We start from the raw sequence: 14,335 nt of genomic DNA, 5'->3' as shown, positions 1-14,335 counted from the left end.
TCAACATTCAGGGCCAGACCCACCCTGCTCTGGTCCGTGTGCCGCCGGTTGAGCACCCTCTCACCGGTGCTGTTCAGTACGTGGACGGAGGCGCCGGAGCTGTTCCGGGGAAAACGGTGGTAATAGGGTCGGTTGACGTTCGGGATCGATGGGCGGGCGGCACTGGCGGGGGTTGTGAGGGGCACGACCACCAGGGCACGGAGTAGGCTGGCAGCCGGAGCCGGCGAATGGCGGAATGTGTGCACATCGCCTCCTGAGGGCCGCATAGACGCCGCTCAAATCGATGTGCTGAAACCTATCCGAGCGCAACTACGGGTTCGAGCATCTCGAACAGTCTCGAACAGTCTCGAACGGTGGATGGCCGGAATTCTCTGTGCGCTGCGGACCATCTTCGATGAGGCATTCCGCCTACGGAGTGCGGGGCCGAGTGAGCCGTCGGACCCGGCGGCGCAGCCCGGCGGGGACCTGGTCAACCGGCGGTTCGCCGCCGACCGGCCGGACGCCTGGGGGGTCAGCGCCGCGAACGCCGCGTGCGCGACGTCCAGGAAGGACGCCGCCCCAGCGGTTCGCTCGGTCAACGAGGGCGGCGAAGCGACGACCAACTTCGGTGACGTCGATGGGTTGCCCGGCGAGGCGGGCAAGGAACATGTCGAGGGGGTAGCGGACAAGCACATGGTAGCGGGCGAGATACATGACGACTGCGGTGACCGGATGGCCGGATCCTGCTGCGAGGAGGGCATAGGCCAGCACCTGCTCGACGAGAGCATCAAGGTCACCACCATCGTCGAAGTGACCCGTTTTGTATTCGACGATGGTGGTGCCGGCGAGGAATCGATGATGCGACGTCCGCCCAGCAGGCTCAGAGAGGCGGTGACAGGTCCGTAGCCGCGCAGCACACTGCCGAAGCCGCTGGTGTAGCTAGCCCAGAAGTTGCCAAAGGCAGGGCGAGCAGCGCGCGCTCCGGTCGCGTATGCGGTGATGGCCCGCCGGTCGCGCAGCACTGCCTGGATCAACTCCCGCGCCTCGTCCGGGTTCGTCCGACGCGCGTGCACGACCCTATCGAGGCCGGGGAGCAGGCTGCCCACCGTGAACGATCCGCCCGTTGCGATCCCCTCGGTTACCGGGTTCGTTACCGCGGATCGTCAAGCGCTTCCCATGCCAGGCTGTCCGAACGTACTCCTGCCTCGCGACCGTCAGCGGCGCCAACCTTCGACCGGCTAGAGCGATTGGGTACCGCGCGCCTGGGCGCGCGGTGTCGCAAGGACCATTGCTGCAAGACATCACCTGCGCCACCATGATCGCAGTGATTAAGCACCTGGACTGGGTAGACCGCTACGTCGACGGGCAACAAGATCGGGTATGGCACGAGATGCGGCAACTGGGAAGCCGTGTCCGTGAGCCAGCCTTCGCCCCCCAGGCGCAGGCGGTATGCGACGAGATGGCCCGCCGAGCCCGGAGCAACATCGAAACGCTTGTCGCGCGACTGCGCGAGCAGGGCTACCGATTCCACCAGAACGACGACGACCAGACCCCGACAGAGCCATACACGCCACCCGGCCCGAAGGCAGAAGAGCTCCTTCACTGGCTGGAACAGCGTCTCGGCCCACTCCCGATGGTGCTGTCGTCGTGGATCCGGATCGTGGGCGACGTGTGGTTGGTGGGAACGCACCCCCAATGGCCCAACTCGGCCGCGGCCGACCCGCTCGTGCTGGAGTTGGCGGGTTCCCGCTACCCGAACAGCGGCATCCGCGACTACTTCGCGGAAGAAATCGAGGCGTGGCAGGAGGACCAGGACGATCCATTCCTACTTCCCGTCGCGCCCGACCACTACCACAAGGACAACGTCAGCGGCGGTGGCCCCTACGGCATAATCCTGCCCGACGCATCCGCCGACGCGCACTTCGTGGGCGAGGCCGGCATGCCCCTGGTGTCCTACTTGAACTGGACCTTCCGGCACGCCGGCTTCCCCCGGCCCACCGGAGAGGAAGCACAGTGGCAAGTCATCCACCAGCTCAGCGAAGGCCTCCACCGCCTCTGACGGACGCAAGCGGACACCTCCCCGACTGCAACCCAAACCAGAGACGGCGGGAGTGCTGATGGCTTACAACCTTCGGCACCACCTGTAGTCATTGGCCCACATACAGGCGATGTTCTGCCCGCATCCGACAGGCTCGGTCGACCGGCATTGGCATAGATCAGCCGGCGACATAGAGTATCAGCGAGATTCCATTTAGTCAGCTATCGCTAGCAACGCAACCGGGTCAACCGGATCAGCGAGGTCGCCGCGACATGGACACCGGCAGACACAATCCTAGTTGCGAGACAGCGCGAGGCCACCGCTGCCTCTGAACCCAGTGCGGCGGCAGCCCGCATGGTGTGCACGGTTGGCTCGACCACGTCGACCAGGACCATCTGATCCGTCACGAGGGACGGAAGCGCTTCGAAAGCAAACTGGTCTGGACAGAGCATCGTCCGCGGCGCCTGGAGCAGACCCGCGGCAACCAGGAAGCCACGACCGACCTCGCCCGGGTCGACATCGCGGACTGGTTTGCCGCTCCGCCGCCGCCCGCAGTGCCCGAAGACGGCGAACCGTACCCGACGCCAGCCGAGCAGGTGACAGCGCTTGCCGAGGAAATGACGCGCGGAGCCTGGCGGGAGATCGTCACGGAACTCGACCGTGCCACTCCGGACGCCACCAGCGTGAAGCGCGACCTCACCAACCACTTCTGGTGCGATCTCTTCATCGGGCTGGCGGATGAGCGAGAGTAGCGCACGCGGGGACTGGGAAATGTCGCCGCCCTCAAGCACCCTAAGCATTTCGGCGCGCGCCGACCCGGCGTGAAGCGGTTGCCTTGACCTGGACCGAAATGCCGAGTGCGTCGTGCCCACCAGTTGGCTCTGCGCCGCTTCCATCACGAGAGGTAGCTCGTGTTTCCTTCCCGTGCGCCGGATTAGACTCGCAAATGCGCTACCGCAGCTGTGCACCAATACCGATGCGGCACCTGCCAGCACGTGGTAGGTGCCGGATGCCATCGGCTGTGAGGGTTGGGGACTCGGCGTTGTTCGGTGAACGGTCGGACGAGCGCTCTGCGGAAAAACAGGACGCCACGTCGGTTCTTACTTTCGATTACATGCAAGTGAATGCATAATTGGGGGTGACCGACCCTATTCCGAGCGACCAGCAGCCATTCTTTGTGGAGTCGACATGGCCTCAGAAGCCGTCCCACGCAATCTCGCGCCAACGGAGCATTTTAGACTCTCCGGAGCCGTGCGACAGGGATGAATGGGGGCAGCCGAAGCCACCCCCATTCTTGCACCTACCAATAGAATTGACTGGAAACCTTCACACCAAACACGCTGGTCTTGTTAACTGATCGGGGGTCGGCGCAGCCAGGCATCTATAACACATACGGCCAGCCAGTGCCCCCGAAAAGATGCATATTCTGCCGCGCTGGAGCCATGGCCGCGATTCGACCTAACTGCCGCGTCGGCGCCCTTTGCGAGAAGAAGGACAGTGGTATCGACATGGAGTGGTTCTCCAGTCTGCACGTGTCCATCAACCTCGACGTCTATCGCGTGCTGCAGAAGACTCAGCCCGTCAACCTCCGCGTTGATATCAGCACCGTTATCCAATAGTTCAGCCAACAGGACGAGATTCTCGTGCTCTACGGCTAAGTGGACCTGCTCCGGATCCATCTGCCACCTCAACCAGTAGTAACTGATACGCGAATTCCGGGAAACATTCCATTGAATTGAGCTATAACGCTCGAGCACGAGCCGCAGACGGGTAGCTCAGTATGGAGGTCGACACGTCCGGTGATCGAGCTTGAGGACGGCCCCAAATCGTTGGCGAGTTGGTTTAGGATCTTGAACTCGGTATCGAAGAAACGATTGTTCTTGCCTCCGCGCAGAACCTGAGGTATCAGGCGCTGGGGGTTCCCGTGTTCGCCAACATTAGCAACCATCCCGCTTCGACTGGCCCCGCCGCTGACCGACCGCATTAGGACGGGGGCCTTTCCGTCGATTTTGACCTCCGCCGCCGCGATGTTCCGCTTGGACGCGACGGTACCACTGGCACGTAGGTCATCAACCGCCTTCTTGGCTGCACTGCAGTTGTGTACCAGTACCTCAGTGCTGCCGGCTACCACATGGTAGGTGTGGATGCCGTCGACGGTGAGGTTGTGGACTCGGCGTTGTTGGGTGAACGGCCGGACTGCCTCGACCTGCACCAGCGTGCCGGCTGAGGTGCGCAGCCACTGACCGGGCTTCAGGTCGGCGGCCTTGACCCATTCCTTGAGGTCGGCGACCCAGAACGGGTGGCCGTCGGTCGCGATCACCGAACCGGAAGCATCACCCTTCGCGCCGTCGGTGTCGACCGTGACGTCAACAAGGTTCTTCTGGCCCTCCCCGACGATCAGCCCCACGACCGGCCGCGCCTCGGTGAGCCCACTCTCCGGGTCGGTGGCGAGCACCTCCTCGCCAAGCTGGACATCTTCGATCGGCTTGGTGGAGCCGTCACCCATAACCACCAGGGTGTCGGGGGTGAAGCTGTTCTTGGCGCAGTCGGTGGCCGTTTCTGCGACGTCGTCGCCCTGTTTCGCCGCTGTCGCCGCAGCGTCGTCGGCCTGTTTCGCCGCCGCTGCCGCTGCTTCGTCCGCCTGTTTGGCGAACAGCGCCGCCGCCTCGTCGGCCTCCGCGAGGACCCGCCGAGCCACCTTCATCTCGTCGAACCAGGTCATCACGGCCTTACCGGCCCGCAGCATCGCCTGGCCGATCTTCTTGGCCTTGAGGATCTTGCCCCACGGCAGCGCACCCGCGACCGCCATCGCGCAGGCGCCGATGTCGCCCTTCATCACACAGTCGCGGATGTCGTTGATCCCGAGAACCTCGAGCAGGATCTGCCCACCAGCTTCGATGACGACGTCCAGGATCTTCTTCTCCGAGACCGTCTTGGCCTTGCGGACCTCTTCGTCACTCGGCCCCGACGGCGCTTTGGTCCCGTTGGACGGCGTCGTGGTCTGCGTCGGAGTGGGCCGCGGCCCCGTACCCGCAACGCCACCACCATTGCCAGTGCAGTTGTCGTCGGCGCAGAACCGCAGGCCCGAGGCGTCGGAGAAACTCACCGGCGAGTTGTTCGCGTACGCGTACCCCTGCATCTGCTGCGGATCGTTGAAGTCCACGATCGGATCCAGCGAGATGAACCGACCCGTGGCCGCGTCGTACTCCCGCGCGCCGAGGTGTGTCAGCCCGGTCGACGAATCGATCGTGCCCCCGACGAAGCCCTTCTGCCCCGGCCACACCGACGGCTGGGTGCCGCGAGCCTGACCGTAAGGTGTGAACTTGCGGCGCGTCGAGGCTTGCGTGGTCGCGTCGATGGTCTGCTGCGCGGTGCCGTGGTGGTCACCGAGCAGGAAGTTCACCTTGTTCGACGGAGTACGGACCGCGCCGACACCCTGGTAGTAGCGGGTCCCGGTGACCGTCGACGTGGCCTTGGTCAACGTCACCTCAGTGGAGCCGAGGTAGAGCGTGACCGTGCCGGGATCCCGCCGGATCAGCCGGCTGCCGCCGGCGTCATAGAGGAACTCGGTGACCTTCGTGCCCTCGGTGACCTTGGACAGGTGTCCCTCGGCGTCCCACGTCAGGTCCTGGGTCGTGCCACCGATCTTGCGGCTGGTGGTGTTACCCGCCTTGTCGTATTCGTACTGGTCCAAGCGCTGGCCACCGGGCAGGCCACCGCTGGCCGGACCAACAGTGGTCACGTTGCGCAGCGTGTGAGGCTGCGCAGCCTTGGCCGCCGGATAGACGTAGGACGCGGTGACGTTGTTGGCCGGATTACCCGAGGTGTCGTGCTGAACCTCGGTCTTCCGGTTGCTGGTCCCGTCGAAGAACGTGTACGAGTGCCAGTACGGGTTCGGCCCGCCAACGGTGGCTGCCGACGGGGTCTTCGCCGCACAGTCGTCGGTGGCCGTCCACGCCTCGGTCATGCGCCGCAGATAGTCGTAGCCGAAGCACTGAGTGTCGGTGGACGTGCTCTGCTCGACGCCCTTGATCTTGGTGATGTTGCCGATCGAGTCGTATTTGTACTCGATGTCATCCAGTCGGGTCGGCGCGATCGACCGGTCCGTAGTGGTCTTGGCGAGGCGCCGGGTGCCTTCCTCGTAGGAGTAGCTGAGGTAGACCTCCTTGCCAGGTGCTCCCAGGGTGTGCCGAAGCGGCTCGCCGTATCGCGAGTACTGGGTGGTCTGGAGGTACTTGCTCAGACCGGTGACGCTGACGGGCATGTCCAGGCCGTCGTACCCGTAGGTGACGGTCTCCGCGGGGAGGCCACCGCCCGACGGGTAGGTGTTGGTCTTCGGCAGGCCGACATTCGGGGTGTACGACGCCCCGAAGCTGTACGTGCCCGCGAGAGCACCCTCGCTGGGCGGGATCGTGTACTTGGTTCCCTCCGCTTGGTAGCGGGCGTTGTAGCCGGTGACCTCGGTGGTGTAGGCGTTGGACCCCACATATCGGGTCGACGAAGTCGGCAACCCCAACTTCAGGGTGTCGTACTCCCATTGCGCCGCAAGGTTTCCGGGTTCGGCGCCCTGCCGCAGGGTCTTCGGGCGACCCAGCTCGTCGTACGTGTACGAGAGCCGCTCCAGCCGGGCGTCGGTGGTCGAGGTCAGCCGGTCACCGTCGTCGTAGGTGCTGGTGGTGTCGCCCTTGTCCGGGTCGCTGGCCTTGATCTGCCGACCCCGTAGGTCGTAGACGTAGGTCCACTCGTTACCGGTCGGGTCCTTGACCTTGCTGAGCCGGCCGAACCGGTCGTACGCGTAGGTGGTCGCGTCATAGGCGCCCGTCGCCGTGGTGCCGTGGTACTGGCGCAGCTCGGTCTGACGGCCCAGCCCGTCTTTGATGGAGGTCGTGGCGGTTCCGCCCGACGGTGGGGTCACATTGATCCGGTCACCACCGTAGGTGGTTACCGTTCGCCACTTCTCGACGCCGAAGCTCTCGAAGACCTCGTTGGTCGGACGACCCATTCCATCGAAGTAGTACCGCATCTGGCTCGGCACCAGGTTGTCGCCGACATCGTCCAGGAGTTGAGCCGACGGCGGCGAGTCGTTGTAGTAGGCCGCCCGCTTCTTGAAGGCGAGACCGCGGTTGTCGTAGAAGACGTCGGTGAGGATCCGGCCACCACCGGCAGCTGGCTGCTGGGTCTGGCGCAGCCGCAGCATGCCGTCGTAGATCTCGTACCCGACCCGGTACGAGCCGTCTTCCTTGAGAGTCTCGGTGGTGACCACCACCGGAGCTGACTGGGTGACCTGGTACGAGAACTTGCTGTTCGGCGTGTCGAGGTTCGCAGTCTTGTCACGGCCTGGCAGCCAGACCTTCTCCAACCGACCCAACGGGTCATACGCCAGATCGGTGCGAGCACCGTTGGCATCGACCTCGGCAGTGGGCAGACCCCACGCGGGTTGGACGTAGGACGTGGACTTGTGCAACTTCGGGTTGATGGTGTCGATCTGGGTCACCAGCGCGTCGGCCGCTGGCGTGAACACCGTCGTCGTCTTGTTGCCGTAGACGTCGTACGCCTCGGTCACGCGACCGTACGCGTCGAAGACCGACCGCGCGGTCACCTTGTAGCGTGGACCGCCCGCCGGCCACTCCATCAGCTCCTCGACCTGGGTGACATCACCCTTCGTCGGAGCCTGACCGAGGGTGGTGGAGCCGTCGTAGTACATCCGGGTCTCGGAGACCACGTCGGTCGGGCGAGACGGGGTGGTGGCGCAGTCCACCGCGACCTTCTCGGTCCGCTTGACCTTGGACAGCAACCAGTCACTGGTGTTGCGCGCGTACTCGTGCCGGGTGCAGCTGTTGTCGTCGCTACGAGAAACGTCACCCAGGTCACTGATCTGGGTTGGGATCCCGTACTCGTCGAAACTGTTCTGCACCTCGGTGCGACGCCAGGACCCGTCGGCCATCTTCGACCGGGACTGCACCTTGGTCGTCTGCGTGACGTACGACTTCAGGGCGCTGGTGCCACTGCGCGCTCGGGTGGCGGTGGCCGCGCTGCGCCACGGGGTGCTCAACGTCGCGGATTCGAGGACACCACCGTCGGCGGAGTAGTACAGCGCTTCCCGGATCATGCCCTGGAACTCGGGCAGGTCGTTGATCGAGCCACCTTCCGAGTCGACGACCTGCGCGTCACGGGTACCCGTCGACGTCTTGTCGCCGTGCAGACCCTGGAAGTAGCGCGTCTCGGTCAGCGAGATCGGGTCTGGTGCCTTGCCAACCCGGGTCTGCACCTTGGCGTAGCCACGCCACTGACCCCACGTGCGCTGATCGGCCTTGGTGAACTCGCTGTCGTCGTAGCCCCAGGCCGGTCCGGAGAACTGGTAGTTGGTCTCCTTGGGCAACTGACCGCCCTTGCGGTCCTGCTCGACGACCTGGTTCACCACATACTTGTGGAACCAGTCGAGCACCGGCTTGGTCTCGCCTTCCGGCTGCCAGTAGACCGGATAACACCGTTTGGTGTTCGTCTCGTTCGGCGCCGGCAGGACGATTGGCTCGAAGCGGCTGCACTCGCGAGGCAGGTAGCCGATACCGATGGTCGACCCGGTCTCGGTGTCGATCCTCACCATACGCTGTCGGGTGATCGCCGGAACGCCCTCCAGGCCATCGACCCGGTTGGGCATGGTCTGCCCGGTGAACTGCACCGCGGGCATGCTCTTACTCCCGCCGAGCTTGCCGGTGCGGGTGATCGACGCGAGCCACAGGGAAGGGGTGGTGCCGTCGGCGGTGTCCGGGAACTCGTGACTCAGCGTCCAGGAGTCGACATCGCTGTACGAGCTGCCCACCCGAATCTGGGTGGTGATGGACGTCAGCCGCTTCCGGGTCCAGAAGGTGGGCGAGAAGCGGTCGGCGCAGGCCTCGCCGGCGTTGCAGTTCTGGTCAGCCGGCACATCGGGCCAGTGACTGCCATTGCCGACGTTGAACTTCGACTCGGCGCAGTCGAAGCTCGCGTTCGGCAGACACCGCTCGGCGACGCCGAAGACAATCTTCGCGGGGGCGGCTTTGGCGTACTCCTGGCCGTTGCGCTGGCCGTACTCGATCCGGTCGAGGTAGCCGCCACGCTCGTACTGCACGCCGTTGGTCTTGATGTTGCGGCCGTAGTAGTTACTTTCCGGCTGGTAGTAGTACGCCATCGAGTTGTCGTGCGGGTCCACGACATGGTCGAGGTTCCATCGCCAACCCTGCTGACACCACGCGGCGTCGAACGTGCTGGCGTGGCACGGCTCACCGGAGTTGTTGCCGAAGACCGGGACGGTCCACGTCGACTTCGTCTCCGGTGCATTGCCGGACCAGTTCGGCAACCGGTTACGGCCGAAGTAGTACTGGGTGCCGTCGGTGGTCGTCACCCGCCAGTACTCACCGTTGTTGTCGCCATTGCTGGCACCTGTCAACGATTCGATCCGTGAGCCGTCGTCCTCGGCCGTCCGCCAGACGCCGGTGTCGTCGTCCCGAACCAACTCGGTGGTCCGTCCGTTCAACGACAACGTGACGTTGTTCGAGGCCCAGCACAGATCGCCGGTCTTCTCGGTATTCAACGCTCCGGAACCCATGTCGTCGGCGCAGGACTTGTACCGACGCTCGACGTAACCGGGCCAGTAGTCCCAGCCGTCCCCGACCCACGTGGCCTGGTTATTGGTCGAGACCATCCGACCGTCGACGCTGCTCGACGAGTAGCCCAACCCGATCGAGGGCGTCGGGCCGCCGAGCGAGGCCGGCAGATCCATTGGGTACGACCACGAGAAGTCACCCGCCGAACCACCAGCAGACCACGAGCCCGTGGCGCTGAGGCTGGTTGCCCCGTAACTACCGCCAGGGCCGGACGCCGCCGCGGTTGCCGCGAGCACCGTAGCCGCACGGGCCACGTTCACCTCGGCGACCAGAGTGGAGGCCGCTCCGTTGTTGCGGGTAGGCAGCACCGTCGGTTGCTGGCACGCCGCCCGATCCGGTGTGGTGAGCGCGCAGGCCGGAAGCTGAACGAGACGCAGCCGGGAGGCGTAGTCCGCGCCGTACGCGGTGCGGAACGTGCTGTAGTTGACCTCGACGGACACGCGCCCGGCCCTGCCGTCAGCACTGCCGACGCTGAGGAGCAGACCTCGCACACCGGCCCGATCGGCGGTGGCGCGGTCACGGACCTGCACCTGGACCATCGCCGGCGTGCTCGTACTGGAGCTGCCCCGCTGGGTCGCCGCGGCAGCGGGACCGATCCGGACGGGGGCGTTTCCTGCCTGCACCCGCGACCCGGCGTTCTGGGCGCCGCCCAGATCCACCGTCGTGGACGATGCCGCCGGCCACCGAGGCGTGGGCAGAGCGGCGCTCGGCACTCTCCTGAGCGTGGAGGACCGGGACTCGGCCGGCTTCGTACGGCCGGTGACCGAGCGCTCCGTCTGCAATGCCGGCAAATCGACGCTTTGAGATGCCTGTGCCTGAACCGGTGTGAGCACACTGGTCACCAGGACCAGGCTCAGCAGACCGGCGATGTGTCTCAGTCGCCGAGCTGCTGACGACCGCTTGCCGCGCCTGGGCGCGGACGGCGTGGATGGACCTCGGGCCACGAAAGCCTCCCCCGTTCACGAACGACCATCGATGATGATCTGACCGTCGGATACCGTAGAGATCGTTTAGGGCGCACACAAGGACGGGAAATCTCACAGGGCGAGATCGGTTGATGTGCTGGCCCATGTCCTGTTTGGCCAGTCAGTTGTTCACCGGCAACTCCTTGTGCGGTGACGGTGAGTTTGGTTGACTCCTGCCTCGCCGCCCGGGGCACCGACGACACCGGCCGGGCTCACGGGGAGGATCCATGTCGCGTCGCCGTACGCTGTCCAGATTTCTAGCCACACTCGCCGCTACCGCATCTGTGCTGGCCACGGCCGGAGTTACGCCGGCCTCGGCGGCACCAGCTTCACGCGCTACTGACAAGCGCTCCGCAGCGCCCGCCGGCGACATGGCGTGGTACGCAACTGAGCCAGAAGCGCTCGCCGCAGCCCGCGAGACCGGCACACGGATCGAGGTCGACGGCCTGACGACCGAGACCCGGCAAGTTTTCGCCAATCCCCAGGGCACCTTCACCCTTGAGCAGCGCGCCCGCCCGGTCCGGATCAAACGCGACGGCACCTGGGTCCCGGTCGACACCACCCTCGTCTTCGACAAGGCCGGCCGGGTTGTTCCTCGTGCGACCTCCGTCGGCCTGAGCCTCTCGGCAGGCGGCGACGGGGCGTTGGTTCGACTCAGCCGGGACGGCAAGGAACTCGAATTCGGCTGGCATCGCACACTGCCCCGGCCAACTCTGGACGGCGACACCGCCACCTATGCCAATGTTCTGCCGGACGTGGATCTGGTCGTCAAGGCCGACGTGGAGGGTTTCTCCGAGGTCTTCGTCATTCGTACGCCCGAGGCAGCCGCCAACCCCGACGTCACCACGGCCACGTTCGCCGTCAGCACCAAGGGTCTCAACGTCACGACCGACACGGCCGGAAACATCAAGGTGTTGGACGGCGACGGCAGGACGGTCTTCAACGCGCCGACACCCCGGATGTGGGACAGCGGCGGCACGGCCGAGCCGGGCGCTTCGACCAGCGCCCGCACCTTCGAGAACAACCAGGGCGCCCGGCAGGCGGAGGTGAAGACGAGCATCCGCGGCGGAAAGCTCTCACTCGTACCCGATCAGGCGCTCCTCAAGGGATCAACCACCCGGTACCCGGTCTACCTCGATCCAGCGCTCGTCGGCGGCGCCCGACTCGCCTGGACCTCGGTGTGGAAGACCTTCCCCAACTCGAAGTACTGGAACTCCAGCGACATCGCCCGCGTCGGCTACTCCGAGACCGACAACCTGACCAACCGGTCCTTCTTCCGAATGGACACCAGCAAGGTCAAGGGCAAGAACATCATCCGCGCCACATTCCAGACCTACGAGACGCACTCATGGTCCTGTAACGAGCGGTCAGTGGAGCTGTGGCGCACCGGCGCCATCAGCTCGTCGACGACCTGGAACACACAGCCCGGCTGGATCAGCAAGCTGTACACCGCCAACGTCGCGCGCGGCTACAGCAGCTCGTGCCCGGACGGTGGGGTCGACTTCGATGCCACCGCCGGTGTCCGGACCTCGGCGGCGGCCAACGCCGGTGACGTCACCCTCGGCCTGCGGGCCAGCAACGAGTCCGACACTTGGGCGTGGAAGAAGTTCCGCAACAACCCCACCCTCAGTATCGAGTACAACTCCACACCGTCGGTCCCCACCAGCCTGAGCACCAGCCCCGGCGTGCCCTGCGCCGGCGGGAAGCTCGGTAACACCGATGTCTACCTCCGCGCGGTGCCGAGTGACGCCGACGGCGGCAACGTGACCGCGGAGTTCTCCTACTGGCCCACCGGGGGCGCCACCACCATCCGGAACGTCACGGTCTCCAGCGGCAACCTGGCCAGCACCCTGCTGGCGAAGACTGGCCTGACCGACGGGGCGACGTACAACTGGAGGGTCCGTACCAAGGACAGTGACGGGGCGTTCTCCGGATATTCGACAACGTGCAAGTTCACGGTCGACCGGACGATGCCCATCGCCGATGTCGACATCACGTCGGCGGAGTATCCGAACTACAACGACCCGGGCAACCCGTCGAGCACCAAGCCTGCTGGCACGCCGGGTCAGTTCACCATCAACGCCAAGGGCAACAAGGACATCGTCGGGTTCTACGTCGGCATCGACAACGACGCCCCGACCCGGTACGTCGCCGCGAACGCTCCCGGCGGCACGGCGACCATCACCATGACCCCGACCCGTAGCGGGCCCGGTGTGGTCAGTGTGCGCACCTGGGACGGCGTCAACCCCTCGACGTCACTGGACAGTGACTTCAGCTTCTTCGCGACCTCTCCTGGTGTCCACGAAAGCCGGAGCGACGTCAACGCCGACCGCCACGGCGACGTCATCGGCCGAACCGCCGCCGGCGACGTCTGCCTCTACATCGGCGACGGCGCAGGAAACTTCCTCGACGGTGTCCAGTGCTCACTGAAGATCGACAGCAATCGGGCCGGTTGGCTGCATGTGGTCCGGCCGGGCGACTGGGATGGCGACGGTTGGAACGACCTTGTGGTCGTCGAGGCCGACGGTGACCTCGTCTATCACAGCGGCATGGGCGCCGGCAGCTTCTATCCCAACGCTGAACCGGTGACCAGCTGGGACGCTGACGGCAACCAGGTGGCCGCCACCGGTTGGAACCAGTACAACCTCGTGCTGGCACCCGGAGACTGGGATGGCGACGGTGCACCCGACCTGATCGCGCGCAAGTCCACCGGCGAGATCGTCCTGCACCGCGGAAACGGTTACGGTGGCTGGGCCGACGACTCCCAGCCCGTCCGGCTGGGCTGGGGCATCTGGCAGGGCTTCGACTCCATCGTCGCCGCCGGCGACGTGGACGGTGACGGCAAGCCCGACCTGTTCGCCCGCAAGTCCACCGGCGAACTGACGCTGTTCCGCGGCAACGGCAAGGCCGGATTCGCCAGCATCGGCGGTGCCAAGTACAAGGTCTGGCAGGCCGGGGTCAACGTCCGCCAACCGAACACGACGTGCGACCCCGCACCGACCATCGCCAAGTGCCCCACCATCATCGACAACCTCGCCACCACGGAACAGTTCACGCCCATCTGCACCCGCCAAGGCGAGTACGTCGGCGGGAACCCGTACTGGGTGAAGGTGACGACACCACGCGGTAAGACGGGGTGGATCTCGGCCTACTACGCCGACTACAGCGAGAACCAACTGCCAGACGTGCCGAACTGCACCGTACCGACGAGCGGCACCTACACCGTCTGGACCGACGGAATCACCGTCGCCTCCACCAACGCCGCATGTGAGGCATCTCCGAGCACCACCAACTGCTCAACCGCCATCGACACCCTGAACACCGGCTCCATGTTCACCCCAATCTGCCAACGCACCGGCCAGGTCGTCAGCGGCAACCCGTACTGGGTCTACGGCATCAGCTCCAACGGCCAAACCGGCTGGATGGCAAACTGGTGGATGGACTATCCCGACAACCGGATTCCGTTCCTCGCCATCTGCGGCAACTACAACGGAACGGTCGCCGGCACGGGCTGGAACGTCTACACCAACGCGCTGTTCTCCCCCGGCGACATGAACGACGACGGGAAGAACGACCTGCTCGGCATCAAGGCGAACGGCGACCTGCACGTCTACTACGGCAGCGGAAACGGCTCCGCGCTTTTCACCAACCCCTCCGGCGGCACCAGGATCGGAGTCGGTTGGGGAGGCTTCAACAAGTTGTTCTGATCA

6 protein-coding genes are annotated in these 14,335 nt (G+C 65.2%); 5 read left to right on the top strand and 1 reads right to left on the bottom strand.

The features are described 5' to 3' along the window. Nucleotides 1-357: 357 nt before the first annotated feature. From MILUP08_RS14365 to MILUP08_RS35910, 4 genes are all read left to right on the top strand, one after another. Nucleotides 358-885 (top strand): hypothetical protein, encoded by a 528-nt coding sequence (locus MILUP08_RS14365; RefSeq protein WP_007458796.1) that lies wholly within the window; start codon nucleotides 358-360, stop codon nucleotides 883-885. Nucleotides 886-1,303: 418 nt separating this feature from the next. Beyond that, entirely contained in the window at nucleotides 1,304-2,038 is a 735-nt protein-coding gene (locus MILUP08_RS14360) for a hypothetical protein (protein ID WP_167626049.1), read from the top strand. A gap of 338 nt (nucleotides 2,039-2,376) precedes the next feature. After that, nucleotides 2,377-2,769: a hypothetical protein gene (locus tag MILUP08_RS14355; protein ID WP_007458794.1), complete on the top strand. Its 393-nt coding sequence runs from the start codon at nucleotides 2,377-2,379 to the stop codon at nucleotides 2,767-2,769. A 690-nt stretch (nucleotides 2,770-3,459) separates the two neighbouring features. After that, entirely contained in the window at nucleotides 3,460-3,636 is a 177-nt protein-coding gene (locus MILUP08_RS35910; RefSeq protein WP_007458791.1) for a hypothetical protein, read from the top strand. Nucleotides 3,637-3,704: 68 nt separating this feature from the next. Here MILUP08_RS35910 and MILUP08_RS14350 read toward each other — a convergent pair whose 3' ends face one another. Then, nucleotides 3,705-10,502: a polymorphic toxin-type HINT domain-containing protein gene (locus MILUP08_RS14350; RefSeq protein ID WP_144056931.1), complete on the bottom strand. Its 6,798-nt coding sequence runs from the start codon at nucleotides 10,500-10,502 to the stop codon at nucleotides 3,705-3,707. Nucleotides 10,503-10,852: 350 nt separating this feature from the next. Here MILUP08_RS14350 and MILUP08_RS33805 point away from each other — a divergent pair, with 350 nt between their 5' ends. After that, nucleotides 10,853-14,332 (top strand): FG-GAP-like repeat-containing protein, encoded by a 3,480-nt coding sequence (locus MILUP08_RS33805; protein ID WP_083915841.1) that lies wholly within the window; start codon nucleotides 10,853-10,855, stop codon nucleotides 14,330-14,332. The last annotated feature ends 3 nt before the right edge of the window (nucleotides 14,333-14,335 follow it).

The sequence above is a fragment of the Micromonospora lupini str. Lupac 08 genome (genome assembly GCF_000297395.2).
Taxonomy (GTDB): domain Bacteria; phylum Actinomycetota; class Actinomycetes; order Mycobacteriales; family Micromonosporaceae; genus Micromonospora; species Micromonospora lupini.
This window is presented reverse-complemented; position numbering and strand designations above follow the sequence as displayed.